Source organism: Streptomyces sp. NPDC048370, from assembly GCF_043200825.1.
GTDB lineage: Bacteria > Actinomycetota > Actinomycetes > Streptomycetales > Streptomycetaceae > Streptomyces.
Genome location: NZ_JBICYI010000001.1, coordinates 504306 through 530094 on the forward strand (window position 1 = coordinate 504306; position 25789 = coordinate 530094).

Annotated in this window: 21 protein-coding genes; 5 read left to right on the forward strand and 16 right to left on the reverse strand. The window is 73.4% G+C overall.

Annotated features, from left to right (window positions below; all coding sequences use genetic code 11):
* Positions 1-177 precede the first annotated feature (177 nt).
* A complete protein-coding gene (locus ACGFYP_RS02175) occupies positions 178-690 on the forward strand; it encodes an adenylyltransferase/cytidyltransferase family protein (protein ID WP_393485390.1) in 513 nt (170 codons plus the stop codon).
* On the opposite strand, the gene ACGFYP_RS02180 is transcribed toward ACGFYP_RS02175, so the two are convergent.
* From ACGFYP_RS02180 to ACGFYP_RS02195, 4 genes are all read right to left on the reverse strand, one after another.
* On the reverse strand, positions 671-1399 hold the full coding sequence (locus tag ACGFYP_RS02180) for a CDP-alcohol phosphatidyltransferase family protein (protein WP_393485391.1): 729 nt from the start codon (positions 1397-1399) through the stop codon (positions 671-673). The genes ACGFYP_RS02175 and ACGFYP_RS02180 overlap by 20 nt on opposite strands.
* 118 nt (positions 1400-1517) lie before the next feature.
* The gene (locus ACGFYP_RS02185; RefSeq protein ID WP_393485393.1) at positions 1518-2216 is read right to left on the reverse strand and encodes an ABC transporter ATP-binding protein; all 699 of its coding nucleotides are present in this window, start codon (positions 2214-2216) and stop codon (positions 1518-1520) included.
* A gap of 48 nt (positions 2217-2264) precedes the next feature.
* Positions 2265-3749 (reverse strand): ABC transporter permease, encoded by a 1485-nt coding sequence (locus ACGFYP_RS02190; protein ID WP_393485395.1) that lies wholly within the window; start codon positions 3747-3749, stop codon positions 2265-2267.
* 169 nt (positions 3750-3918) lie between these two features.
* A complete protein-coding gene (locus ACGFYP_RS02195) occupies positions 3919-5178 on the reverse strand; it encodes an ROK family protein (protein WP_393485397.1) in 1260 nt (419 codons plus the stop codon).
* A 163-nt stretch (positions 5179-5341) separates the two neighbouring features.
* On the opposite strand from ACGFYP_RS02195, the gene ACGFYP_RS02200 reads away from it, so the two are divergent.
* Positions 5342-5905, forward strand: a complete 564-nt coding sequence (locus ACGFYP_RS02200; protein ID WP_393485399.1) for a winged helix-turn-helix transcriptional regulator — start codon at positions 5342-5344, stop codon at positions 5903-5905.
* On the forward strand, positions 5902-6828 hold the full coding sequence (locus ACGFYP_RS02205; protein WP_393485401.1) for a ketopantoate reductase family protein: 927 nt from the start codon (positions 5902-5904) through the stop codon (positions 6826-6828). The genes ACGFYP_RS02200 and ACGFYP_RS02205 overlap by 4 nt, the downstream gene beginning before the upstream one ends.
* A 46-nt stretch (positions 6829-6874) precedes the next feature.
* Here the strand turns inward: ACGFYP_RS02205 and ACGFYP_RS02210 are convergent, their stop codons facing one another.
* On the reverse strand, positions 6875-7447 hold the full coding sequence (locus ACGFYP_RS02210) for an antibiotic biosynthesis monooxygenase (RefSeq protein WP_361965188.1): 573 nt from the start codon (positions 7445-7447) through the stop codon (positions 6875-6877).
* A gap of 324 nt (positions 7448-7771) precedes the next feature.
* Here ACGFYP_RS02210 and ACGFYP_RS02215 point away from each other — a divergent pair, with 324 nt between their 5' ends.
* Positions 7772-8773: a LuxR C-terminal-related transcriptional regulator gene (locus tag ACGFYP_RS02215; RefSeq protein WP_393485404.1), complete on the forward strand. Its 1002-nt coding sequence runs from the start codon at positions 7772-7774 to the stop codon at positions 8771-8773.
* A gap of 55 nt (positions 8774-8828) precedes the next feature.
* On the opposite strand, the gene ACGFYP_RS02220 is transcribed toward ACGFYP_RS02215, so the two are convergent.
* A complete protein-coding gene (locus ACGFYP_RS02220) occupies positions 8829-9089 on the reverse strand; it encodes a hypothetical protein (protein ID WP_393485406.1) in 261 nt (86 codons plus the stop codon).
* Entirely contained in the window at positions 9086-10318 is a 1233-nt protein-coding gene (locus ACGFYP_RS02225) for an amidohydrolase (RefSeq protein WP_393485408.1), read from the reverse strand. Before ACGFYP_RS02225 ends, ACGFYP_RS02220 begins: the two co-directional genes overlap by 4 nt.
* A 348-nt stretch (positions 10319-10666) precedes the next feature.
* Between ACGFYP_RS02225 and ACGFYP_RS02230 the strand changes: the two genes are divergently transcribed.
* Positions 10667-10843: a thiazolylpeptide-type bacteriocin gene (locus tag ACGFYP_RS02230; protein WP_015609023.1), complete on the forward strand. Its 177-nt coding sequence runs from the start codon at positions 10667-10669 to the stop codon at positions 10841-10843.
* Between the two features lie 92 nt (positions 10844-10935).
* Here ACGFYP_RS02230 and ACGFYP_RS02235 read toward each other — a convergent pair whose 3' ends face one another.
* The 9 genes from ACGFYP_RS02235 to ACGFYP_RS02275 form a co-directional block, all read right to left on the reverse strand.
* The gene (locus ACGFYP_RS02235) at positions 10936-12921 is read right to left on the reverse strand and encodes a TOMM precursor leader peptide-binding protein (RefSeq protein WP_393485411.1); all 1986 of its coding nucleotides are present in this window, start codon (positions 12919-12921) and stop codon (positions 10936-10938) included.
* Complete coding sequence (locus tag ACGFYP_RS02240; protein WP_393485414.1) at positions 12918-13673, reverse strand: ABC transporter permease; 756 nt, start codon at positions 13671-13673, stop codon at positions 12918-12920. Before ACGFYP_RS02240 ends, ACGFYP_RS02235 begins: the two co-directional genes overlap by 4 nt.
* Before the next feature lie 64 nt (positions 13674-13737).
* The gene (locus ACGFYP_RS02245) at positions 13738-14724 is read right to left on the reverse strand and encodes an ABC transporter ATP-binding protein (protein ID WP_393485416.1); all 987 of its coding nucleotides are present in this window, start codon (positions 14722-14724) and stop codon (positions 13738-13740) included.
* A gap of 14 nt (positions 14725-14738) precedes the next feature.
* Positions 14739-15857: a metalloprotease gene (locus ACGFYP_RS02250; RefSeq protein WP_393485418.1), complete on the reverse strand. Its 1119-nt coding sequence runs from the start codon at positions 15855-15857 to the stop codon at positions 14739-14741.
* Positions 15854-16921, reverse strand: a complete 1068-nt coding sequence (locus ACGFYP_RS02255; RefSeq protein WP_393485420.1) for a lantibiotic dehydratase C-terminal domain-containing protein — start codon at positions 16919-16921, stop codon at positions 15854-15856. Before ACGFYP_RS02255 ends, ACGFYP_RS02250 begins: the two co-directional genes overlap by 4 nt.
* Positions 16918-19722, reverse strand: coding sequence for a lantibiotic dehydratase (locus ACGFYP_RS02260; RefSeq protein ID WP_393485422.1), 2805 nt, complete (start codon positions 19720-19722; stop codon positions 16918-16920). Before ACGFYP_RS02260 ends, ACGFYP_RS02255 begins: the two co-directional genes overlap by 4 nt.
* Positions 19723-19735: 13 nt before the next feature.
* Positions 19736-21331: a SagB family peptide dehydrogenase gene (locus ACGFYP_RS02265; RefSeq protein ID WP_393485424.1), complete on the reverse strand. Its 1596-nt coding sequence runs from the start codon at positions 21329-21331 to the stop codon at positions 19736-19738.
* Positions 21332-21452: 121 nt separating this feature from the next.
* Positions 21453-23399, reverse strand: coding sequence for a TOMM precursor leader peptide-binding protein (locus ACGFYP_RS02270; protein ID WP_393485426.1), 1947 nt, complete (start codon positions 23397-23399; stop codon positions 21453-21455).
* Positions 23386-25788, reverse strand: coding sequence for a TOMM precursor leader peptide-binding protein (locus ACGFYP_RS02275; RefSeq protein ID WP_393485429.1), 2403 nt, complete (start codon positions 25786-25788; stop codon positions 23386-23388). The genes ACGFYP_RS02270 and ACGFYP_RS02275 overlap by 14 nt, the downstream gene beginning before the upstream one ends.
* Position 25789 lies beyond the last annotated feature (1 nt).

Here is a 25789-nt window from a genome sequence, read left to right on the forward strand (position 1 = left end):
CCGGCTTTCCCAAGTCGCCGCCCTCCGCCGTCACTTCGCCCACGCGACCGCCCCTCTCCCCCAGTGACGCGAACCGGACTTCACCCTAGTCGTTCACCCACTCTCAACGGAACGTGCACGCTATCGTCGGAACTCCTTCGCGCTGGGGAGCGCGAACGCACCTGGGGGGTTTCACATATGACCGCAGGAAGGCCGTACCGCGTCGGCTACGCACCAGGGGCCTACGACCTCTTCCACATCGGACACCTCAACATCCTTCGCCACGCGCGCAGTCAGTGCGACTACCTGGTGGCGGGGGTGGTCTCGGACGAGATGGCGGAGCTCGCCAAGGGCCGACGGCCGGTGATCCCGCTGGTCGAGCGGCTCGAGATCGTGCGCAACGTGAAGTACGTCGACGCGGCCTTCGTGGAGACGGTGCCGGACAAGCTGGAGACCTGGAAACAGGTCCGGTTCGACGTGCTGTTCAAGGGCGACGACTGGCGCGGTACGCCCAAGGGGGAGCGGCTGGAGCGGGACTTCGCGGGGGTGGGGGTGGAGATCGTCTACTTCCCGTACACCATGCACACCTCCAGTACCCAACTCCGGCGTGCGCTCGACCTCCTGACGCAGGAGGCCGAGCCGGGCACGGGCGCCGGAACGGGCGTGGGCGGGATCGGCGGGATCGGCGGCGTCAGCGAGGGGCTGCGCTGAGTTCCCGGAACCACTTGGCGAGGAAGGCGAGGAGGAACAGGGCGCTCGCGGCGCCGAGCGCGGTGTAGCTCCAACGGAACGCGGTTCCGCCGCCGAGGAGCAGGAAGACCAGGCAGAAGACGCCGTGGTCGACGGGGAGCAGGGCCACCGCGCGGAGCGTCGAGGGCTGCGCCGCCGGGGTTCCGGGCGCGGGGCGGGGCTTGAGCTTCTCGGTCAGCAGGCCGCCGAAGAAGGTGACCACGGCGGCGAGTTGGAAGCCGAGGGGGACCAGGAGCCAGCCGTCGGCGTCGGTACCGAAGTGGCCGGGGTGGCGGTAGAAGGCGATCAGTACCGCGAGGTGCAGCGCGGTGATCTTGGCGCAGTCCACGACGTGGTCGAGCCACTCTCCCGCCGGGCTGCCGCCGCCCCGCAGCCGGGCGAGCTGCCCGTCGGCGGAGTCGAAGGCGAAGCCCACGGCGAGACCGAGCCAGACCAGCAGGCCGAGCGTCCAGGACGGGGTGCCGAGGGCGAGGCCGGCGACGGCGGCGAAGCTGAACACCGCGCTGACCATGGTGACTTGATTGGGTGTCAGCCCGGCCGCGTACGAGCCGGCTGCGAGGAGGCGCCCCACCGGGCGGTTGACGAACCGCGAGTAGAGCGAGACCCCCTTCGCGGACTTCTGGGCCGATCTCAGCTCGGTCAGCGCGGTACCGATCGTTCCCGTTCCCACGAACCCCCCCGGGTCATGTTGCGTACGGTCGTTCGCCGCACACCTGTGCGTGCTGGTGGCGCACATCATGACAGGACCCGGGGGGCCGTGGTCCGCGACCGATCCGGTCAGGCCGGACTCAGGCCTGACCGACGTCCGCGTGGCGGTTCTCCTTGATCGTGATCCGGCCCTTGCGGATCGTCGCGAGGCGGGGGGCGCGGCGGGCGATGGCGCTGTCGTGGGTGACCATCACGAAGGTCAGGCCGTGCTCCTTCCAGAGCCCTTCGAGGAGGTCCACGATCTCGTCGCGCATCGACTCGTCGAGGTTGCCGGTCGGCTCGTCCGCGAGGAGCACCTTGGGCCGCTTCACCAGGGCGCGGGCGATCGCGACGCGCTGCTGCTGACCGCCGGAGAGCTCGGACGGCAGATGCGCCCGGCGCTCGCCGAGGCCGACGGACTCCAGCGCCTCCGCCGCCAGGCCGCGCCGCTCGCCCGCCTTGATGCCCAGGGGGACGAGCGCGGTCTCGACGTTCTCCTGGGCGGTGAGCGTAGGGATGAGGTTGAAGGACTGGAAGACGAAACCGATGTTCTGGCTGCGGACGGCCGTCAGCCGGCTCTCCGGCAGTTTGGCCAGATCGACACCGTCGAGGACCACGCTGCCGGAGGTGGGCCGGTCGAGGCCGCCCAACATCTGCAGCAGCGTGGACTTGCCGCCGCCGGTGGGCCCCTGGATGACCAGGCGGTCGCCCTCCCTGATGGTCAGGTCGATGCCGTCGAGCGCGTCGACTCTCTCCTGGCCCCTGCGGTACTGCTTGGTGACGCCGGTGAGTTCGTACATGGTGCAACTCCTGCGATACGTGAAGGGGTTCGGGCTGCCGGCCGGCGGCTACTCGACGCGGCGCAGCGCGTCCGCGGGGCGCAGGCGCGAGGCGCGCCAGGCGCCGAAGCCGCCCGCGACGAGCCCGCCGCCGAGGGCGAGCAGGACGGCGAGGCCGACGGTGGTGACGTTCACGGGTGCGGTGAGGGCGATGTCGAGGGTGTTGCCGCCCGCGGCGCCGTCACGGACCGCGCCCATGCCGGGTCCGCCGAGCATCCGCCCGCCGCCGGGGCCGCCGCTCGTCAGCGCGCCGCCGCCGAGTTCGGCGGTGAGGGTGGGGCTGACGGCGGTGACCAGGTACGCGCCCGCGAGGCCGACGGCGATGCCGAGGGCGCCTCCGATCAGGCCGTTGACGAGCGCCTCGCCCATGACCTGCCGGGTGACCCGGCCGCTCTTCCAGCCGAGCGCCTTGAGCGTGCCGAACTCCCGCACGCGGCGGCTGACGGCGGAGGAGGTGAGCAGTCCGGCGACGAGGACGGCGGCGACCAGGACGGCGTACGAGAGCCACTTGCCCACGTTGGTGGCCAGGTTGGCGGCGGTGTCGAGGGAGCCGGAGACGGTCTCGGCGAGGTCGGCGGATGTGGTGACCGTGGTGCCCGCGACGTTCTTCTGGATGGCGGCCTTGACGGCGTCGATCCGCGTCGAATCGGTCGCCTTGACGTAGACGGTGGTGATCTTGTCCTTGGAGTCGGACAGGGTCTGCGCCTGCTTGAGCGGCAGGTAGACCTGGGCGGCCGCCTGACCGCTGTCGGCGGTGGCGATGCCGATGACCTCGAACTTCACCGCCTTGACCGTGAGGGTCTCGCCGACGTCGAGGCCTTCCTGCTTGGCGTAGGCGCTGTCGACGACGACGGACTTGGCGTCGGTCTCGGTTGCATGGAAGGTACGGCCCTTGGAGATCGTGGAGGTGGTGAGGGGGCCGAGATCGGGGGCGGTGACGTCGGTCCCGTAGAGACTGAAGGAGTTGACGTCGAAGGCGGCGCCTCCGCCCTCGACACGGCCCCCGCCGCCGCTGTTGCCGCCGCCACCGCCGGCGCCGCCGTTGCCGCCGGGCTGGGCGGGCTGCGTCTGCTTGAACTCCCCGCGCTTGAACTCGCCGTCGATCTTGAGGTTGGTGAGGCTGAGGCCGCCGACGGCCTGGGCGACGCCGTCCTGCTTCGCGACGGTGGTGACGGTGGAGGCGGCCAGGGTCTGGAACCCCTGGACCATCAGGCGGTCGCTGCTCTGCTCCTCGCCGTCCTCGTTGGCGTCGAACTCGAACCGCGGCCGCTGCGCCTGCTGACCGGCCTGGGGCTCCTCGCGGGCCTTGGTGACGGTCAGATCGGTGCCGAGACCGTAGAGGGACTCCAGGACCTGGGTCTGGGCCTGCTTCATGCCGGCGGCCACTGAGTTGACGACGATGACCAACGCGATCCCGAGCGCGAGCCCGGAGGCGACGACGAGCGCCGCCTTTCTGCGACGGCGCAGCTCGCGCCGGAGGTAGGTGAAGAACATGTGCGCGAAGCTAGGGGCGCGCGGTGATGGCTGGATAAGGCCTACGTGAGAGTGGGATGAGAGTCGGGGCGGGCGCGGAACGGACGGCTACGGAGGCGGCGGGGACGGGGGCGGGGGCGAGAACGCGCCGGCGCCGTCGACTGCGTGTCGGCGGTCGGCCGGGAGGGCGTCAGGTCGTGTACGCGAGGGGATCCATCAGGACCTGGCGGATCACGTACGCGGCCGCGCCGCGCGACGCCGGGGTCGCGGGGGAGGCTGCGCGGAGGCGGCCCGCCGCCGGGGTCCAGAGGCCGGAGACCACGCGGCGGGCGAGTTCGGCGTCGACGGCCGGGCCGAGACGGGCCATCAGCCGGGGGTAGATCCCACCCAGGACGACAGCCTCGGGGTCGAGCAGGTTCACGGCGCCGGAGAGCGCGAGGCCGAGCATCCGGCCCGCCTCCTCGACGGCGGCCACCGCCCGGGGCTCCCCCGCGTCGGCGGCGCGCGCCAGTTCCTCGACCCCGGCGGCTCCCGATCCCCGCAGCAGCGCGGACTGGCCCGCGTACTGCTCCAGGCACCCGCGCGAGCCGCAGCGGCAGAGGGGGCCGTCGGCGTCCACGGGCAGGTGGCCGATCTCGCCTGCGAAGCCGTGGGCGCCGCGCAGCAGTTCGCCGTCCACGACGATCGCGCCGCCGACCCCGATCTCGCCGGTGAGGTACAGGAAGCTCCGTACCTCGGCGAGGGCGCCGAACCACAGCTCCGCCAGCGCGGCGGCGTTCGCCTCGTTGTCCGAGGCGACCGGGAGCTCGGGGGACGGCGCCCCGGCGGTGCCGGGCGCCCCCGTCATGCCTGGCGTCCCCGTCCGCCCCGCCCGCAGCGCGGTGAGTGCCTCGCCGAACAGACGGTCGGCGGGCACCCGGTTCCAGCCGAGGTTCGGGGCCTGGTGGACCGTCCCGTACGAGACGAGGCCCGGCAGGGCGAGCCGTACACCGGCCGGGCGCAGGTCCCGTTCCGCCGCGCTCCGCAGGGCCTCCGCCGCGAGCCCGGCGGCGCGCGCGAGCACCTCGGCCGGCTCGGCCGCACGGTTGTCGAGGGGTTCGGTGACCCGGACGCGGTCGGCTCCCGCGAGGTCGACGACGCAGACGGACACGTAATCGACGTTGATCTCGACCCCGAGCCCGGCCGGACCGGTGTCGGCAGGCTTCAGGACCGTCCCCGGCCGCCCCGCCTGCCCGCTGAAGGTCTTGCCCGACTCGACCAGGAAGCCCTGCTCCAGGAGCTGTTCGACCAAGGAGGAGACGGCGGCGCGGGTGAGGCCGACGTGCGCCGCGACGGCCGCGCGGGTCGTCTCGCCCGCGTCGTGGACGGTGCGCAGGACGAGGCTCAGGTTGTGCCGTCGCACGCTCGCCTTGTCGGCCTTGGGCTCCCGGGTCGGTGGAGTCGTCTTCATCGTGAGCCGAGCCTAATCCCCCGCCGCTCCCATCTCCTTCATCCCCCTCGCCCCTTCCGGCATCCCCACCTGCCCCTCCCTCCGGCATCCCCGTCCGCTGTCCCGCACCCCCTTTCCGGAAATCAGTTCAACCACCGAACTCTTTTGCGCTACCGTCTGCCGCATGCCACTCCCCCGTGACTACGGCGGCCAGACCTGCGCCCTCTCGCGCTCCATGGAGGTCGTCGGAGAGCGCTGGACCCTCCTGATCGTGCGGGACGCCTTCTTCGGGGTCCGTCGGTTCGGCGAGTTCGCCGCCCATCTCCGCCTCCCCCGCGCCGTGCTCGCCGACCGGCTCGCCATGCTCACGGAGTCCGGCGTCCTCACCCGGCTGCCGGACACCGGACGCCGCGAGGTCTACGCCCTGACCGCCAAGGGCGTCGCGCTCTGGCCCGCCGTCCGCGCGCTCACCTCCTGGGGCGACGCGTTCTACGGGGCGGGCGGCGGCCCGCGCCGCGTGTTCCGCCACGCCGACGACGACGCGCCGCTCGCCGAGGACGGCCGCTGTACGGGGTGCGGGGCCCCGGTCCCGATCGGCGACATCCTCGTGGCGCCCGGACCCGGCCTCGCCCCCGCGGCCGAGGACGACGACCCGGTGACGGCGGCCCTCGCCCGCCCGCACCGGCTGCTCCGCCCCCTGCTCGTACCGTCCACCACGCACCGTTCCCCGAGAGGTCCGCACTCATGAAGATCCTGGTCGTCGGCGCCGGAGCCACCGGAGGCTATTTCGGCGCCCTGCTGGCCCGTTCCGGACAGGACGTCACCTTCCTGGTCCGTCCGCGCCGCGCCGCCGTGCTTCGCGAGCGCGGTCTGCGTCTCGTCGGCCGGGGCGAGGAGTGGTCGTTCGCGCCCCGACTCGTCACGGCCGACGAGCTGACCACGCCGTACGACCTGGTCCTGCTCTCGGTGAAGTCCACCGCCCTGGAGCAGGCGGTGGAGGACGTCGCGCCGGCCGTCGGACCGGACACGGCGATCGTGCCGCTGCTCAACGGCCTGGCCCACATCGACGCCCTGAACGCCCGCTTCGGCGCCGCGCGGGTCCTCGGCGGCGTCGCCAAGGTGGTCACCACGCTCGACGACGACGGGGACATCGTCCGGCTCGCGCCGCTCGCCCATCTGACGATCGGTGAGCAGGACGGCGTCCCCACCGCGCGCGTGGAGAAGGTCCGGTCCGTGCTGACCGAGGCCGGCATCGACGTCCTGGTGCCGGAGGACGTGCTGACCTCCATGTGGCACAAGTGGGTGTTCATCACCACGTTCGGCGCGGTGACGAGCCTGATGCGCGGCACGGTCGGCGAGGTCAACGCCGTGCCCGGCGGCGTGGAGCTCGGCCCGGCCGTCCTCGCGGAGGCGGCGGCGGTGGCAGGCGCCGCGGGGCATCCCGTACCGGAGCCGGAGCGGGCGGCGACGCTGGGCATCGTGTCCGCGACCGGGTCGCCCATGGTGCCCTCGCTCTACCGGGACCTGGTCGCCGGACGGCCGACGGAGGTCGAGCACCTCTTCGGCGACCTGGTGGCACGCGCGCGTGCCCTGACCGTACCCACCCCACTCCTCGACCTGGCCACCCTCCACCTGCGCGTCCACCAGGCACGGGTCACGGACGCCGCCTGAACCCGGTGCCTCCGGCCCTGATCCGCCGGACGGCCCCACAGGCCGCTCAGCGGGTGAGCCAGCCCCTCAGGACTCTGCTGACGGCCGGCATCGCCACGTACGTCATCAGGACGTTGAAGACACAGGCGATGACCGCGCTGCTCAGCACGAGCGGCAGCGCGGTCAGCCGCGGCACCAGGAAGTAGCTGCCGAGGAGGGAGATCGGATAGATCGCGAGGGTCGCGCTGATCGCCATCTTCCACCGCGGCGGCGCGGGCCGCGTCGAGCCCGGCTTGGCGAACCAGGTCTCCATGCCGGTCAGTTTCCGCCGGGCGATCTCGGTGTGGTGATGCCCCTGGCAGTCGGCGAACCAGGCCGCGCGCTCCGGCGACTCCTGCCAGATCCTGCAGGCCTCCGCGTCCCGGAACCGGTGGACGAGGAACCAGGGGGCGTCGCCGCCGGACGAACGGAAGAGCCCGTACCCGAGGTGGCCGGGAAAGGCGGCCGCGCTCTCGAGAATGCCCTTCGCCCACCGCTCGAAGACGGCTTCGTGGCCGGGCTCCACCCGGCGCGCTATCAGCAGGGTCACCTCGCCGGTGTCGGCGGGGACGGTGGTGTGCTCAAGACTCACCGCGGTCACTCGTACTCCTCGTGATCACGCCGCGCCCGCCCCCACTGTACGCGGCGCCGGGACACGACCGGGTGGCCGGAGACGTCCTGGGCGGACTCCTGGTCGGACTCCTGGGCGGACTCCTGGTCGGCGTGGTCGCCGGCCCCGCCTCTCCGGCCCCACGGGGGTCCACAATGGTGGGAACCACCCACAATTCACCGACGCTTCGTACACGCTCCGGTCCGAGCCGGTCACGGTTCGCGGTGCGATCATCTAGTGTTCCCACGACCACACCGGTGGCCCGCGAGATCCGCACACCGCCACCGTGGATCAGCGACAGGGGGCGATGCGCACGTGGCCGAGAACGAGATGGCCGTGTTCGGAGTGTCGGCTCTGGAGGAAGAGCTGTACCGGCATTTCCTCCGCAACCCGGACACCCCCGCCGACGACGTCCATCTGCTGCTGCACACCGACCCGGACGAGACCCGCGCCTGCCTCGCGCGGCTGCGGGCCCTCGAACTGCTCCACCCCGAGCGGGCCGACGGACGGGTCTCCCCCGCCGAGCCCGAGGCGGCGCTGACCCGGCTGACCGACCGCCGGCTCACCGAGCTGCACCGGGAGTTGCAGCGGGTCACCCGATCCCGGCACGTCATCGACGGGTTACGCGCGGAGACCTCGGCCCGCACCGAGACCTCCGTCGGCATCGAGCAGTTGGACGGCCTGTCGAACATCCGCAACCGGATCGACGACCTCGCCTTCTTCGCCCGCGACGAGATCCTGGCCGTCGAGACGTCTCCGCGACTCTCCCCCGAGAACATCGCCCGCTCCCGGCCGCTCGACCTGCGGTGCCTGCGACGCGGCGTACGGATCCGCAACGTCGTCGTACGCGCCGCGCTCGACGACCGGCCGACGGCCGACTACCTCCGCGAACTGGCCGCCCACGGCGCCGAGATACGGGTCACCGGGGACACCGCCGAGCGGATGATCGTGTACGACCGCAGCACCGCGCTGGTGCCGCTCGATCCCCGCAACACCGCACGGGGCGCGCTGCTCGCCCACCAGAGCGGCCTGGTCACCAACATCATCGCGCTGTTCGAGAAGATCTGGGAGGGCGCCGACGACCTCGGCTCCTCCGCGGGCCCCGACGGCTCGGGACCGGGCGGCCAGGAGCTGACCGAGCGGGAGAGACAGGTGCTCGCGTTCATGTGCACCGGCGCCAAGGACGAGGCGGGAGCACGCGAGTTGGAGGTCTCGGTCCGCACCTACCGCCGCTATGTGGCCGAGCTGCTCCAGACCCTCGGCGCCAACAGCAGGGCCCAGGCCGCGCTGCTCGCGCGCGAGCGCGGCTGGATCTGACACCGGGGGCACCGCGTACGTCGGAAGGGCCGTCAGAGCCACGGTGCGTACGTCGTCAGCCCGGCACCGACCAGCCGTCCAGCGCGGCGTCCGCAAGAACGGCAACCACCGTCCCGTACACGGCCGTACGGTCGACGTCCTCGTCCAGGGTGATCCGCAGCCGGATGCGGTCGGCGGCCACCTCGGGGGCGCAGTGCCAGTGCCCCGGCAGCAGGCAGAGGAGGCGGACCACCGTCGTCGGTCCGGCGGGGGCCGTGCCGTCGTGGCGTACGGCCATGACGTCGACGAACCGGATCGCGTGGTCGGTCACGATCATGTCCCCTCTCCCACCGTGAGGACGTGCAGGGCGGCCGCCGCGAGGGCCGTGATGCCGGTCGGCAGGGCGGTCCGTACGTCGGGGGCGAACTCCGGCGCGTGGTTGGGCGGGACCGGCTCGCCCGACTCCACCGCCCGGCGCCACCGCGCCGCCCCGACCGTACCGAGCAGCCAGTACGCCAGCGGGACGCCGCCCGTGCCGAAGGCCGCGTAGTCCTCGGTCGCGGTGAGCGGTGGCGTGAGCGTCACCCGGCGCGCGCCGAGCGCCGCCTCGTGGACCCGACGCAGGGCGGCCGTCGCGGCCGCGTCGGGCACGAGGACGGGCGAGCGGGCGGTGACGCTGAACTCCGGTTCGCTCGGGCAGCCGGAGGCCGTGCACTCGGCGCGGACGATCCGTTCGACCGCCGCGTCGACCCGGGCGAGCGTCGCGTCCCTGAACGCCCGGGTGGAGACGCTCAGTTCGGCCCGGTCGGGGATGACGTTGGCGCGGTCCCCGGCCCGCAGGGAGCCGACGGTGAGGACGACCGGCTCGGCGGGCGCGGTCTCGCGGGCGACCACCGACTGGAGCCGTACGACGGTGGCGGCGGCGGTGAGCACGGGGTCGACGGACAGGTGCGGGGCTCCGGCGTGGCCCCCGCGTCCGTGGATGACGACCTCCAGGGAGGTGCTCGCGGGCATCAGCGGCCCGGGCCCGGCGTGCGCGACCGTCCCGGCGGGCAGCGGGGCCGCGTGCTGGGCGAGGACGAGGTCCGGGGTGCCGAACCGCTCGTACAGCCCGTCCGCGACCATCGCCCGCGCGCCCTGGAGGGTCTCCTCCGCGGGCTGGCCGACGACCAGGAGCGTGCCCCGCCAGGCGGTACGGGAGCGGGCGAGGCGGGCGAGCGCGCCGGCGGCCGCCGCCAGGTGCAGGTCGTGACCGCAGGCGTGCATCACACCGGGGACGGTGCTGGCGTACCGCAGGCCGGTGCGTTCGGTGACGGGCAGGGCGTCCAGTTCGGCGCGGAGCATCACGGTGGGTCCGGGGCCGTTGCGCAGGACGCCGACGACGCCGTGGCCCCGGCCCACACCCCGGGCGACGGTGCAGCCGTGGAGCTCCAGCCAGGTGGCGAAGCGGTCGGCGGTGCCTGCCTCGTGGCCGGAGAGCTCGGGGTGGGTGTGCAGGTCGAGGTAGAGCTCGAGCGCGGGCCGCAGCTCCTCCTCGGGCACCTCGGTGGCTGGCGTCGTGTCCATGTCTGTCTCCTGCCGGGGATGCGGACGGCCGGGCGTCCTGGTGCGGCTGGGTCTTCTCCTGCTGAGGCTCGATCTCCTGGTACGGCTGGCTCTTCCACTGCGGCTCGGTCTCGTGCTGCGGCCGGCTCCTCCACCGCGGCTCGGTCGCCCGCCGCGGCTGGGCGTGCCGCTCTTCGCGAGGGTGCGGTACGGGCCGGTCAGCGGGGCCTTCGGGGCGCTGTCACCGGGTGACAGCGAACTGACAGTGGCACGACGGCCGATCTGACAGCGGGCCCGGCTGGAATGAGGCATCGCAAGGGAGTGCCTCCGGATCGGCCGGCGGACCCCTGTGACGCGAAGGAGAACACCATGGCGCCCAAGACGGAGCTCGCGACCCTCGCCGACGAGATCCTGGAGCTGGAGTCGGAGACCTTCGAGATCTCGGACTACTCGGACGCGGTCGAGGTCGTCCTCGCCGGGTGCACCTCGTCCTCCTCGACCTCCACCTGCTCCAGCACCACCAGCACCACCTCCTGCAGCGCCTGATCTCGCGGATCCCGCGACCGGCAGCCCCCTCCCGGCGGAGAACTCCTCCCGGGTGGGGGCTGTCCCTCGTTCCGTGGCCGTACGGAGGCGGCTCACGGGAACGGGTGCGGCACGGCCTTGATCTCGTCCTCGCGCAGATCGGTCGCCCGTCTGCCGGACGTCCGCAGGGCGGTGCGGAGGCGGGGCATCAACAGGGCCCGCTGGCGGGTCCAGCCGAAGTCGAGGGGCAGCAGGCCGGGCACGATCGCGGCGACCGTGTGCAGGCCCATCCGGCGCTGCTCGGGGGTCGTCTGGTCGACGGCGATCACGTCGTGCCCGGCGCGGACCAGGTCGTCACGGAGCAGCCGCAGGTCGTCCATCAGGTCCCCGGTGCGGGGCCGCAGCGGCTCCCAGTCCCGGAACGCCTCGTCGAGCGACAGGACTCCGTCCGGCTCCAGGTACTCCCGGGCGTGGACGGTCATCGAGGGCAGCCCGTAGAGCTGGGCGTGGTCCTTGAGGTGGCGGACCTGGGTGAAGTCCCGTGCCATCTCCTCCAGTTCACCCTGGCGTTCGGCGACCTGGTAGGGCAGGTGCGGGATGTAGGTGAGGACCTCGGAGAGGGCGGAGTCCACGGTGCCCTCGGGGTCGAAGCCGGCCGCCGCGGCGAAGGAGAGCGCACCGGGGCCGCCGTCCCGGCGGACGGCGAGCGCGGTGACGACGGGGACGGCGAGGTCCATGCGGGTGTCGTACGCGTACACGTCGTAGCCGTGCAGCGCAGCCCGGTCGATCATCGAACGGATCGCGGGGGCACGGCAGGTGCCGAGGTCGATCCGGGTGAGCCGGGCGCGTCCGTACCAGGCGAGCAGGAAGGCATCCCGCTCGATCAGCTCCAACAGGCCGAAGAGGACGGCCTCTTCGAGACTCCCGCCCGTGGCACAGCCGTTGGAGCACTCGAAGACGAAGTTGTCGGCGTCGACGCCCGCGCTGTAGTGCGCCAGGCGGGCCGGTACGAGGACGGGCGCGTCGGAGCGCAGCGAGTGGCCCCACACCCAGGGGATGGCGCGGTCGGGGTCGAACGGGCTGACGAGGTGGTCGCGTTCGTACGTCTCCGGGGCGTAGAGGCCGCACTCGGCGGGGTCGAGGACGGGCGTGCCGGCCGCGACCAGTTCGTGGTACGAGGCGGAGACGGGCGCCGTGCCGCGTCGGCGGTGCGTGCCCGCGTAGCGCTCCAGGCCCTCCAGATGGGCCAGCGTGCGGCTGGTGCCGTAGCTGTTGGCCTGGCCGCTCCAGGTGACGTCGTTGAGGCCCGCGTAGCCCCGGACGAAGTGGGTGCCGGCCACCGGGGCGGTGGTGGTGGAGACCGGGTTGATCCAGACGTCGGAGCCGAGGGCGCCGCAGACCGGGTTGGCAAGGGCCGTGGTGGGCAGCGGGTACGAGCCGAGGGACCGCAGCCGGTACCCGGACGGGTCGGGCTTGGGTGCGGGGCCGAACGTCATCCGGGCCGACTCGGCGGTGTCGGGGCGCTCGCGCACGCAGGAGGGGCAGAGCGGTTCGGGCAGCAGCGGGAAGGTCGCGGTGGCGAGGGTTACGAGGTCGACCCGGGTGACCTGGGGCAGGTCGCCGTCGGGCGCGGACGCCGTGGGGCGGCCGCCGGGGAGCGTCGCCCGGTACGCGGCCCAGACGGCGTCCAGGGCGTAGTCGGTGAACACCGGCCAGGCGGCGGCCCCGTGGGGTTCGTGGCCGAGCTCGAGGGCTTCCCGCTCGGAGCGGCTGCGCAGCCGCTGCCAGCGCATGGCGAGGCACTGCCCGCAGGCCCGCGCCTCGCCCTTTTCGTCCGGGTCGCCCCGGCCGCCCCAGGGGCCGAGCAGCACGGCCCGTGAGGTGAGGTGGACGGTGGCCTCGGGCCGGATCCGGGCGTACGGGTCGGGGCGGCCGAAGCCGAGGGTGTCGGCGGCGCCGAGCGGAACGACCAGCGGCGCGGGCAGCCGCTCCTCCCCGGCGTTGCGGGCGGTCAGCGCGCGCTGGAGCAGCTCCCTGGCCGCTTCCAGCGGTGCGCCCGCGGGGGCGGCGGACTGTGTGCTCGGCGCCAGGGTCGTCATGACTTGTCGCTCCAGCGGAAGGTCTTCAACGCGACGGCGCCGAGGACGACGGCGACCCCGGCGAGGACGGCGCACGCCACGGCGATGTCGCCGCCCGAGCCGCTGCCGGTGAGCGCGGCGGAGACGCCGTCGTTGAGGTAGAAGAGCGGCAGGGCGTGGGCGAGGCTCTGCATCCACTCGGGCATCGCGTCCAGCGGGAAGAAGGAGCCGGACAGGAACGCCATGGGAATCATCAGGCAGTTGGCGACCGCCGCGACCGCCTCGGGCGTCTTGGCGAACGAGCCGACGATGACGCCCAGCGCCAGGAACGCGGTGATGCCGAGGACGAGGACCGGCAGCACGAGCGGCCAGGACCCGGCCGGCTTCAGCCCGAACCAGGGCAGCAGTGCCACGCCGACGAACAGCGCGGTCTGCACGATGCCGATGGCGACGGCGAGCCAGTAGCGGGAGGCGAGCACGGCGGGCAGCCGGACGGGTGTCATCCGGATGAGCCGCAGGATGTCGTCGCGGCGCCACTGCATGAGGACGAAGCCCACCCCGAAGACGGCCGCGTTGGCGACGCCCCAGGACAGCACGCCGGGGGCGATGTAGTTGATGTACGGCTGGCCGCTCTGCTCGACCTCCTTGCCGTGGAAGATCAGCCCGAAGACGACCAGGAAGAGCAGCGGGAAGGCGAAGGTGAAGAAGAGGGTGGTCTTGTCGCGGGTGTAGGCCCGGTAGCCCGCGCGGGTCAGTGCGGCGTATGCGCTCATGCGGTGTGTCTCCGTGTCCGTTCTCTGAACTCTGTCCACGTCCGGTGGACCGGGCGGGGCGTGGCTACGGCTGCGGGGTGGCGTCGCCGGTCAGTTGGAGGTAGACGTCCTCCAGGCTCGCGGTGCGGGTACGGATGCCGTGGAGACCGGCGATCTCGCCGACCGCCGCGAGGACGGGCCCCGCGTCCAGGGTCTCCAGGACGACCGCGTCCGGCTCCTCGGTGACGCCGAGGACGCCGGGGATGGCCCGCGCGGCCTCCGGCGAGAGCCGCCCGGCGGGGACCACCAGGCAGGTGGTGGGGCTGCCCGCGGAGACCAGCCGCGCCGGGGTGTCGAGCGCGCGCACCCGCCCGTCCACGATGATGGCGACCCGGTCGCAGAGCGCCTCGGCCTCGTCGAGGTGGTGGGTGGTGTAGACGATGGTGCGGCCCGCGCCCTTGAGATCGCGCAGGACCTGCCAGAGCGCGCGGCGGGCCTGCGGGTCGAGGGCGGCCGTCGGCTCGTCCAGGAAGATCAGTTCCGGCTCGTGCACCAGGGCCGAGGCGATGGCGAGCCGCTGTCGCTGGCCGCCGGAGAGGTCCTCGACGCGCACCGTGCCGTGCTCGGTCAGGCCGACGGAGTCCAGGGCCTTGTCGACGGCGTCACGGCCGGCGCCGTAGAGCGCGGCGACGGTCTCCAGGTGCTCCCGGGCCGTCAGCCGGACGAAGAAGGCGGACGTCTGGGTCTGCACGCCGATCCTGGGCAGCAGGCCGACGTTTCGGGGCCAGGGGTTCTCCCCGAACACGGCGACCGTGCCGGAGTCGGCGTGCCGCTGCCCCTCCACGATCTCGATCAGGGTGGTCTTCCCCGCGCCGTTGGGGCCGAGCAGGCCGAAGAACTCGCCGCGCGCCACGGTCAGCGAGATGCCGTCCACGGCCTGCTTGGAGCCGTACCGCTTGTGTACGGAGTCGAGCACGATCGCCGCGTCCCGGCGCTCCGCGCCCCGGCCCGGCTCGGTCGTCTCGTGCGTCGCCGCGCTCTCCTGCGCGGGAGACGGGGTGGTGGGGGGCATGGTGCGCTCCTTGTTCACGCGGCTCGGGCCGCCGTCAGCAGGTGGTGGACTAGTGCCGCCGCCGAGGCGGCGAGGACTCCGAGGACGAGCAGGGTGCCCAGTCCGTAGGCGGTGTAGACCGTACGGGCCCGGCCCGGGTAGGCGGCCGCCGCCGGGTCGCGGCGGACGGCGAGACGGAGGTATTCGCGGCTGGAGGCGGCGAGTTCGGTGGCCCCGGCCCACTGGCTGACGATCTTGTAGCCGTCGAGCGGAGGCAGCGGGACCAGCATCGCGTACGCCTGCACGCTGCCGAGCAGCAGCAGTCCGGTCAGGGCGTCGTGCGTGGCCTCGTCCAGCGGAGCCCAGAGCAGGAGGGCGCAGAAGGGCAGCAGGAAGAGGAGGTTCATCACGGCGCCCGCGGCGGCGGTCGCGATCCGGTGCCAACGGGTCCGGAGGTAGAGGTAGTTGTCCACGGTGCAATACATGATCACCACGGGGAGCCGCCAGCGCAGCCCGATCTCGCCGACCCGTCCACCGAAATGACGTGCGACCACCCCGTGAGCCAGTTCGTGCAGTGCGGTGCTCAGCCAGAGGAGGACGCCGGTGGCCGCGAGCAGCACGGGGTTGAGGAACAGGTCCCGGGCGGCGAGCACCGCGTCGCCCAGGCGCAGGGCGAGGACGGTCTCCATGGCGAGGACGGCGGCGAGCAGCGGCACCATGCACACGGGACGCAGCAGGAATCCGACGGCGCGGTGCAGACGGGCGGTGGTGGCGTCGGCGTCCGCGACGAGCCGGACGCTGCCGGCGAGGAGGCGCCGCGTGGGCGACGCGTCGGGGGCGGCCACCGGGGTCGGGGCGGCGGTCGGGGCCGAGTCCGCGAGCAGGCCGCGCGTTCCCAACATGCCCAGGAGCTGGCGCCAGTTGGCGTCGCCGAGCCGACGCCCGTACTCCCGCGCGTACGCCTCGCCGAGCTGGGCGAGCGTACGGCTGCCGTCCATCCGGGAGATGAGGAAGGACTCCTTGGCGCCGACCTTGAAGGACTGGCCTCCGACGGTGTCCTTGATCAGGTGCACGGTGGCCGGGCCGCGCAGGAAGGGGTCGCTCACGAGCACGCCCGCGCGGAGCTCCGGCCGGTACTCGACCTCCGCCGTCACGGGGACTCCCGCAGGCAGCGGCCCAGGACGTGGGAGAGGTACGCCTCGTCGCGGATGGTCACGTGCAGCCGGTTGTTGGTCATGTGCATGTACGGGGAGAGGAGGAGCGGCAGGGCGACCGCCGGGTCGGTGACCCGCTCGTCGCGCTCCCCGTCCCAGGAGCGGAAGACCAGCTCGCCGTCGCGCGCGAGCCGCTCCGCGCGGTCGCGCAGTTCGAGGCAGTGGTCGGCCCAGCCGCCGAGGAACGCGGGCAGCCGCCCCGGCCGCCGCCCGCCCGCCGCCACGGCGGCACGGACGGCGGTGAATCGGGCGGTCAGGTCGGGGGCCATGGCGGCGTAGTTCCGGTCGTACTCCTCGCTCCCGATGAAGCCGGTGCCGGGGAACGCCTTGTGCCAGAACTCGTAGTAACTGTCCAGGTAGTCGACCAACGTCCCCTCGTCCGGCAGGAAGGCCGAGGACATGACCATCATCAACTGGGCCGAGGTGCCGAGCAGTACGGTCCGCAGATGCAGGTTCTTGGTACGGAACGCGTCCACGACCAGCTCGCTGGAGTGCCGGAAGTGCCACTCGGCCAGCTCGATCCCGGCAGGGCCCCCGTACTTGCCGAACTCCGGCTCGTACGGCTCGGCGCTGCGCGAGTTGTTGGGCCGCAGCATCATCCGGCCGTCGTCGTCGACGTAGGGCGCGCGCTCGGCGCCGGGGAACTCGATCTCGAAGAGCGTGTTGTAGAAGTCGTGCAGGAAGCCCGAGTCCACCTCGTACAGCGCCGGCCGCTCGGCCAGGAAGGTGTCGATCGCCCGCTCGGTACGGCGGCGCACCTCGGCCTCGACGGCGGGCGAGGACGGTCGGATCCGGAGCCGGACGTGCGGGCCCTGGAGCCAGTAGTTGATGAAGAACCAGTTGCCGAGCAGCCCGTCCGCGGCGAGCTCGGCCACCAGCGGGCGCACGCACTGGATCAGGAAGGGCCGGGGGTTGGCGGCGTAGAAGACGTGCGTGGCCTGCCAGGCGCCCTGCGCGGCCGCCGCGACGGACGGCGAGGTCGCGGGTGGGGTGGTGGACGTCATCGTGAGTTCCCCTTCCGGGTCTGCGGGGACGGCGATGCCTCGGCGGTGGGCGGCGAGGACCACGGGGGCGGCGACGCGTCGACTCCGGGCGGCGAGGACTGCGGGGAAGGCGACGCGTCGGCGGTGAACGGGAGGGTTTCCACGGACAGTTCGGCCACATGGCGACCGCGCCCGGTCGTGACGTGCAGCTCGCCCTCGTCGGGCAGGGCCTCGCGGAAGACCACGCGGGCCTGCTCGCTCTTCAGCAGCGCCTCGAACGCGGCCAGCGAGAGTGCGCTGTCGAAGTCGACGTACTGCGGCTTGGCCCCGGTCGCCCCACGGGCGCCGCTGTCCGAGACGGTGGCGAACACCCGGTCCGGCAGACCGTGCGCGCGCCGGAAGCGGTGCCAGCCGAGGAACCGGTCCGCGTCGGCGGCGGGCCCTTCGCCCTCCCCCGTCGCCCCGATCGCGCGCGGCGGAAGCGCGGAGGCGGGCGCGCTCCAGCTGCGTCGGGCAAGGACCAGGCCGCCGTGGCGGACGCGGGGGCGGGAGGTCACTCCGTCGGTGGGCTCTCCCTCGGGCACACCGCCCCACACGTTCAGCGGCGCCATGGAGGTCGGCGAGAGCAGGAGCAGGGTGCGGGCGAGCTCGGGCAGCGCCAGCGGGACGAGGTAACCGAGGTAGACGGGGACGACTTCCCGCCCTAGACGGGTGGACCGGAGGACGAGCCGGTCGGTGGTCTCGTCGTGCTCCATGTACAGGTCGTCGAGGTCGATCCGGCACTCCGGTTCCAGGGTGCCGGTCTCGCCGGGGCAGACGATCTCGTACGGGACGAGTCGGCCGTGCAGGTTGAGGTTGCTGGTCACCGGGCCACCGGTGACCTCGGCGAGGACCGCGCCCGGCGGCACCACGGCGGCCGAGGCGTCGAGCAGGCGCTCGGCGAGCCCGTCGAAGAGCTGCGTGAAGCGGCTGAAGGGGAAGGAGAGGCCGCCGTAGGAGCGGTTGAGGACGAGGAGCGGGGTGTCGTCGGGCCGGTCGGCGAGCTGGAGGTGGTGGCTCATGGGCGCGAAGTGCGGGGCCACGCCGTCGAGTTCGGCCGCGACCTCCGCCATGAAGACTTCGTCCAGGAGGATTTCGTCCGCGCCGGTGCCGGTGGCCTCCGCCCACAGGGACCGCATGCGGTCGACGAAGGCCAGGCGGGCGGTGTCGAGCGCCTTCAGCTCGGGCTGCCCGAGCCAGTTCTCCTCGGGGACGTACCGACCGTCCGCGTCGAAGGGGGTGCGCTTGGCGGTGAACGACATGTACTGCTCGAAGAAGTCCTCGTGGAAGTCGTGGACCAGCTTGAGCAGGTCCTCACAGCGGCCGCCCTTGCCGTACCGGGCGAGGAAGAAGCCCTTGAGGATGAGTCGTTGAGGGAGCGTCAGATCGAAGGCGGGCAGGACGCGTACCACCGCCGCCAGCGGGCCGTCGGCGAGCCGCGCCCAGGCTCGGGCGTCGGGTCCGGTCGCCGTGCCGGCCGCCGCGTCCTCGTAGAGCACGGTCTGCGGGACGCGGCCCTCCTCGGCCCCGAGCGCGCGCTGGATCTCCCGCAGCCGCTCGCGCAGCGCGGCGAGCACGGCCGGGCGTTCGGCCGGGGCGGCCCGCCCGAACCGGTCCACGAGAGAGACCGTGCCGTCGAGCTCGGCGGCCAACGCGTCCGCCCATGGGCGCCCGACGGCACGCAGGGACACCTGGAAGGCGCGGAGCGGATCGGCGTCGTGAACCTCGGTGCGCAGGACCGGCACCTGGAGCATGCCGACGTCGAGCAGGGCGCCGAGATACCGCTCGACGTCGGCGTCCGACGCGTGCTCGGCAGCCAGCCAGGCGGCGAGTTCGCCGTGGCGCAGCGTGCCGCGCTCCTCGAAGAGGCCGAGCAGTCGTTCCAGGGTGCCGCTGCGGCGAAGGAAGAACAGCCGGTCCTGTACGGCGTCGAAGGTGACGGCGGCGTCGTCGTCGCCGGCGGTGACCCAGCGGCGGACGTAGCGGACCCGGTCGTCGTCCCGGCCCCAGCCGCCGGCGAGTGAGACGGGCAGGTCGGCGCGGCGGGCCGGGTCGGCGGCGATCGTCTCGGCGAGCCGGCCGAGGGCAACTACGTTCAGCCGGGCGTGCCCGGTCCACTCGTCGTCGACGCGGACGGCGAAGCCGTCCTCGTGCGCGGAGAACTCCCCGAGGGCGACCCCGGTGAACGTGGAGAACGGGCTGGTCTTGCAGACGGTCCGATAGAGGTACGAGAGCAGCGAACGCTCGATCTTGCGCTGCTTCTTGCCCAGGGCACGGGTATCCGCCACACCCACCGCCCGTACGTACGCGTCGAGTTGGCCGTGCAGTACGGGTGAGGCAAGCAGCAGGGCCTTGCGCAGCCGTTCCTCGTCGGCGAGGCGGCCGAGCGCGGCCCGGGCGCGACCGGTCTCCTCGGCGAGCAGCGCCGCGCCCTCCGCGCGCCGGTCCGCGAGCCGGTGGTGGTCGGCCAGCCAGGCGTCGAGCGCGCGGGCGGTCTCGGCGTCGAGGGAGGCGACCAACTCCCGTGCGCCTTCCGGGTCCTGCGGGGGACGGCCGTTGAAGACGGCGCGCCGGAGCGCGAGCAGCCGCCGACGGACTCCTTCCTCCCCGTCCTCGGTCCGCCCGACCAGGTCGTGCAGCCGATCGCCGACGGCCTCGCCCGCCGCGCGGAGCGCGTCGGTCGCGGCGGCGACCTCGTCGGCCCAGCGGCGGCTGTCGGGGCAGCGCAGCTCTCGCACGGTCTCCACGGGCAGCCCCGCCACCCGGATCACGAACGGCGCCATGGTCTCCTCCCCCTCAGGCGATCTCGTAGCGGAAGTCGGCCGGGAAGGGCCGCTCGTTGCCGATGAGCATGATCAGCAGGGGGGACTCACCCGTGCCGTCGAGGCCGAGCTCCTCGATGTACGAGATGTTGTCGAAGCCCAGGGCCACACCGCATCCGAGGTCCATCGCGGCCGAGGCGGTGTAGACGGCCTGGGACACGGCGCCGATGGTCGCGCCGACCAGGCGGTAGCCCCGGTCACCCACCGCGTCGAGGACCGCCGAGGTCCGCACGGCCGGCACGAGCACGGCCCCGGCCTGCTCCAGGTTGTAGTTGGCCAGGAAGTAGTTCTTCTGGAGGAAGGCGCCGGGTCGGCCCTCCTTCACGAGCCGCAAGGTGCCCGTGTCGGGGTCGTACGCGTAGCTGCCCGGGGCGAGCCCCTCGACGTGGTTGACGAACACGTACAGCCGCGCCGGCGAGGGGGCTCCGGCGCCGGCCGTGTCGCCGCCGAGCCGGGACGCGGAGGCCGCAGCGGCCAGGCACGCGGCCAACTGATCGGCTGCGACAGGTTGTTGGGCGTCGAAGCGGCCGAAGCTGCTGCGCCGTCGGCGCAGCGCGGTGCGGACGTCCGCCGTCAGGGGGCGCGGTGCGGGCAGCGGGATCTCGGCCAGGTCGGCGCGCGGGGGCGCCACGGCGGCCCGGGCGAACGCCTCGGCGTCCGGCCGGTCGGCGGCGTTCCGGGAGGTGGCGGCCTGCATCCCGGTCACCGCCTCGAAGGTGAGGACGGTACGGGACCGCTCGACGTCGGCGCGGCGCACCGAGGCCTCGACCGGCTCGGTCGCCCTCGGCGTGCCCGTCCAGCGCAGCGGCACGACGGCGAAGACGGCCTCCTCCTCGGTCCGTACGCCGAGGAGCCGGGCGAGCCGTTCCTCGTCGAACCAGAGGGCCGGCTCGATCTCCAGGCCCCGGGCGCGGGCCCACATCCGCCAGGTCTGGAGCACGGTCCCGATGTCCATGCTCACGGCGTGGAAGGAGAAGCTGTTGTACTTGAAGGCGTTCTGCCAGTACTTGATGCCGAGGACCAGGTACTGGTCGGTGAGGCCGGGGCCCGGCGCCCCCTCGCCCAGCGCCGCGCTCACCTCGCCTGTGACGTCGCCGGTCAGCAGGCGCTGCATCGCGTGGTGGCGGGTCGCGTAGTAGTGCACGCCGGGCGGGACGGGGCCGCTCGCGCCGGACACCCAGTAGACGCTGACCGGGTAGAGGCCACCGCCGGAGGCGGTGCCCCGGGACCAGTTGGCGAGCGGGTACGAGGGCAGGGCGCTCAGGTCCGTGTTGGCCTGGACGCCGAGCCTGCGCCCGGTCAGCCCGTAGGAGTCGCGCAGCATGCCCGAGAGCGCTCCGAGATCGAACTCTCCACCCTCACCGGGGAGTTCGGTCCAGGAGAGGCCAAGGCCGAGGTCGAGAGCCGCGTCGGCGGGGTAGTCGGCGTCGGGCAGGGGGAGGCTGTCGACGCCCGGGTAGAACTTCGTCTTGCGCGGGGCGTCGGCCCAGTTCGGGACGTGATCGGCCGGGGGCATCGGGACCCGGCCGCGCCGCATGATGGCGGCGGCGTAGTCGTGGGCGTACCCCATGGGTCACTCCTTGGTCGCAGGTCGCGGGGGCTGTCTCGGGTCTCGGTGTCGGGGTCTGGTCGCGGGTCTCGGCGTCGGGGGGCTGGTCTCGGGGCGGTGGGAGCGGCGCAGCCCCCTCGACTCAGGGGAAGGGGTGCGGCGCGGGGTTGAACTCCGCCGGAACCAGGTCGTGTTCGCGAATGCCCGCCTCCCGGAGCGCGGTGCGCAGCCTCGGCATCCCGAGCGCGCGTTGACGCGTGTGGCCGAAGTCGATCGGCAGCAGGCCCGGCACGAGGACGCTCACCGTGGTCAGGCCGAGGCGTCGCTGCTCGGGCATCGTCTGGTCGACGACGATCGTGTCGAATCCGGCGGCGGCGACCGCGTCCACGCACACCCGGAGGTCCTCGCGCAGGTCGTCGGAGACGGGCAGCACCCGGCCGTCCCCGTACACCTCGTCGAACGACCGCTTGGGCGGGCGCGGCACGCCCGGCTCCCCGAGCAGGAAGTGGGCGTGATCGCCCATCTCCGGGATGCCGTACGCCAACGGGTGGTCGTGCAGGGCCGCCACCTTGTCGAAGTCGTACGCCATGGCCCGCAGCCGCTCCTCGTCGCGTTCGGTGCGGCCCTGGAGGTTGACGGAGTCGGTGGCGATCTCGCAGAGCGCGCCCGCCAGCGCGGCCTCCGGGTCGAGCCCCGCGCCCGCGCCGAAGCACATCCGGCCGAGGCCGCCGTCGGGGCGGACGGCGACGCCGGTGACGACCGGCACGGGGAAGGTGATCCGGGTATCGAAGAACCGGGCCTCGTAGCCGTACATCGCCAGCCGGTCGACCATCTGCCGGGTGGCGCGCCGGGTGCTGGTGCGCGGGTCGATCTCGGGGAGCGCGACCCGCCCGTACCAGGCGAGGAGGAAGGCGTCGCGTTCGACGATCTCCATCAGGCCGAAGTAGACGGCCTCCTCCAGACTCCCGCCGGAGGCACAGCCGTTGGAGGACTCCTGCACGAAGCGGTTCTCCAGACCGGGTGCGTGATAGTACGTCAGCACCTCGGGCACGAGGACGGGTTCGCGGTCGCGCAGCGAATAGCCCCACACCCAGGGGATCGTGCGGTCGGAAGTGAAGGGCCGCACCCGGGGGTTGGCCCGGTGGAAGGCCTCCGAGTAGAGCCCGCAGACGCGCGGGTCGAGGGCCCGGACGCCGCGCTCGGTGAGCCCGTCCAGCGAGTCGCGGACCCCGGCGCGCTTGGCCCGGGCGCGCATCCCCGCGTACCGTTCAAGCCCTTCCAGGACACCGATGCGGACGCTCTCGGCGAAGGTGTCGGCATGGCCGCCCCAGAAGGTCTCGCGCAGGTACTCCCCCGAGCGCATCGAGAAGCAGCCGATGGTGGCGGAGGTGGAGAGCGAGGCGACGTCCTGGACCACGGAGGGGCCGAGCGAACCGCAGACGGGGTTGGCGTACGGCTCGACGGGCAGCTCGTAGGCGCCGATGTCCCGGACCCGGAAGCCGCCCGGGCGGTGCTTGGGCGCCGGGCGCAGGTCGAGGACGGCGCCGGACGCGGTGTCCTCCTCGATCCTGCCGCACTCCGGGCACTCGGGGTCCGGTACGAGCGGATAGTGGCGGACCTTCAGGGTCATCAGGTCGACCAGGTGGACGGCGGGGAAGACCCGCTCGCCGGGGCCGGCACCGGCGAGCCTGGCCGCGATCAGACCGGCGATCGCGTCGGCCGCGAACGGCGTGACGTAGGGGGACTCACCGGCCGCGCGGGTGCCGGAGCCCAGCTCCAAGGCCTCGCGCAGCGCGACGGAGCGGACGGCCTGCCAGCGGCGCTCCAGGCAGCTGGCGCAGGCCGGCCGGCCGCTCGCGCCGTCGGGGAAAGGGCCGACGACGGCCTGCCGTCCGTAGATGCGGACCGGAACACCGGCCGTCGGCGTCCCGTCGCGGTCCCGGAAGGCGTCACGTACGCCGATCGGCGCCACGTCCACGGCCTGCTGCGGCGCGCCGTGGCCCTGGAGCGTCCGCCGTACGAGCCGCGCCAAATCCCGGGCGGACGGCGCCCATACGTCGTCGGGCGCGATCGGGTCAGTGGTGGGCATCGGCGGTGCCGTCCTCGGTGGTCGGCACGGTCACCAGGACGCGGGCCGTGCTCACGCCGCAGGCCGCGAGGTCGGCCGGGGTTGTCGCCACGTACAGCGCGTCCCGTCCGGCCGCCCGCAGCCGGTCCAGTACGGCGTCGAAGGTGGTGGCCGCGCCCTGCGCCGGGCGTTCCCCGGCCTCGGTGACGGCGATCGTCCCCGGGGCGAGGTCGATCACGAGCGGCAGCCCGAGGTCGACGTCCTCGCTCTCGTTCTCGGTCTCGGAGGGGTCCTCCGCCGAGAGCTGGACCTGCCCGACGAGGTCGCGCAGCGCGTCGCAGGCCGCGTCCCTGCGCGACAGGCCCGCGCCGAGCGCCCAGCGACGACGGCCACCAGGACTGGCGGAGGAGCCGTCCGGGATCTCGCGGGCCAGGACCGCGTACGCCGAGGAGCGCTCGTCCTCGCCGAGGTCGAGGAGCTCCACGGTGACGCCGAGGTTGGCGGCGGACCGGACCAGGAACACCAGCTCGGGGTCGTCCGCGCCGACGGGATCCGTGTCCACGGACGGTAGATCCACGGGCGCAACCCGGGTGTCCCCGCGTACCGCCCGCACCAGCGCGTCGTGGGCGAGAGCCGACAACAGCCCCCGGCCCGCCGCCTCCTGGGCCGACGCGCCCGCGCCGACGCCCGCGCCGGTCGCCAGGTGCGACCGGTCCCGGTTGGCGGGCCCGAAGGTGCGCACGGCCGCCTCGGGGACGTCCACGCTCTCCTTGGTGAGCAGCGAGGTGGCGGTCGTCCACGCCGTGACGCCGTCGGCGCCCGTTCCCGTACCGCCGCCGGTGGTCAGGGCGTCGGGCAGCAGGCGGACGGCGCGTGCACCGGCCGACTCCTGCGCGCCACCGGCGGTCGCGGCGCCGGGCAGGGCGACGTGCTCGGCGTACGCCTCCGCCGCCGCGTACAGGGCGCGGGTCCGCGCGCCCGCCAGATGGTGCACGTCGAAGGCCGCGATGCGGCGGTGCACGCCGTGGCCGAGGGCGAGCTCCAAGCGGCTGATCTTCAGCGGGGTCTGGGTGAGGTCCTCGTCGTCGTAGCGACGGAAGACGCCGGTGTGCGGACGGACGAGCGCGGCGCTGAGGGCGTTCAGGCGCTCGACCTCGTCCTCGGCCTCGCGCGCGGTCCGCACGCTCGCGGTCTCGGGCAGGGCCAGCGTGGCGGGCACGGCCTCCCGTTCCCGGCCGCCGGCGGCCGTACCCACCTGGGTCTCCGACAGGGCGAGCGTGGCACAGCGGCGACAGCGCGGGTGGGGGTGGAGCGGTTCGGCGACGACGTCCAGGGACGCGAGGTCCTGGAGCAGCACCTGCCCGGCGGTCTCGGCGGGCAGCGCGCCGGTGGTGAGGCGGAACACCTCGTACCCGAGCAGGTTGCCGGTCATCGCCGCCACCGGCCCGGTCAGCGGCCCGCCGCCCTTCATGGACGCGCCGGAACCCGAGACCGAGCCTCGGGCCACCTCCGCCCACAGCTCGGCGGCGGCCGCCGCGTCCGTGTTCGCCCCGAGCCGGAGCACTGCGCAGGACCAGCAGCCGGTGGAGGAGGCGGTCGCGAGCGGCCCGATGACGGACCGTTCGCCGAAGGTCCAGGCCGGGATGAGGGTACGGCCCTCGGGCACGCCGGAGCCGAGGAGCCCGTGGATCCGGCCGGTGGACCCGGCGCCGGTGACGATCACGACGTCGTACCCGGCCAGATCCGCCCAGTCGGCGTCGGGAGCGACGCGCTCGACCCCTACGGGGCACCCCCGTGCTCCGGCCTCCGCCGCCTCCTCCGTGACCTCCGGGAACTCCGCGCCGACACCGATGCGGGCGCAGCCGTTGCGGACCAGACTCAGCGCGCACCAGCGGGCGGTCTCGTCGTCGCCGAGCACGGCCACGCGCGTGTGGCGGAAGCGGGCGAAGCGGGCCGGGGCGCCTTCGACGTAGTGGTCGACGTACGCGATCTGGGCCGCGAACTCCCGCAGGACGGCCTCCGCGTGCGGGTCCGCGCCGAGGCCCTCGGTCTCCGTCTCGGGCACGTCGCGTGCGAAGGAGCGCTCGTAGAGGGTGCCCACGAGGACGGCGGCCATCGCTCGTTGGGCGGGGCCGAAGCCCGCGCACAGCTCGGCGAGCGTATGACCGCCCGTCAGGTGGGGGGTCACGAGGGAGGCGAAACGGTACGCCGTCCTGCCCGTGAGGTGGAAGCCGCCGTCGGCGTTGTGGAAGAGGACTCCGCCGGGCGTCTCGGTGAAGAGCACGTCGCGGCGGATGCGCGGACGGGTCCCGGCGAGCGCGTCGAACGCCGCGTCGGGGGCGGGGGCGGGCCGGGGGACGCCGCCGGGAGCGGCCGCCGTGCGAGCCATCTCAGCCTCAGCCTCAGCCATG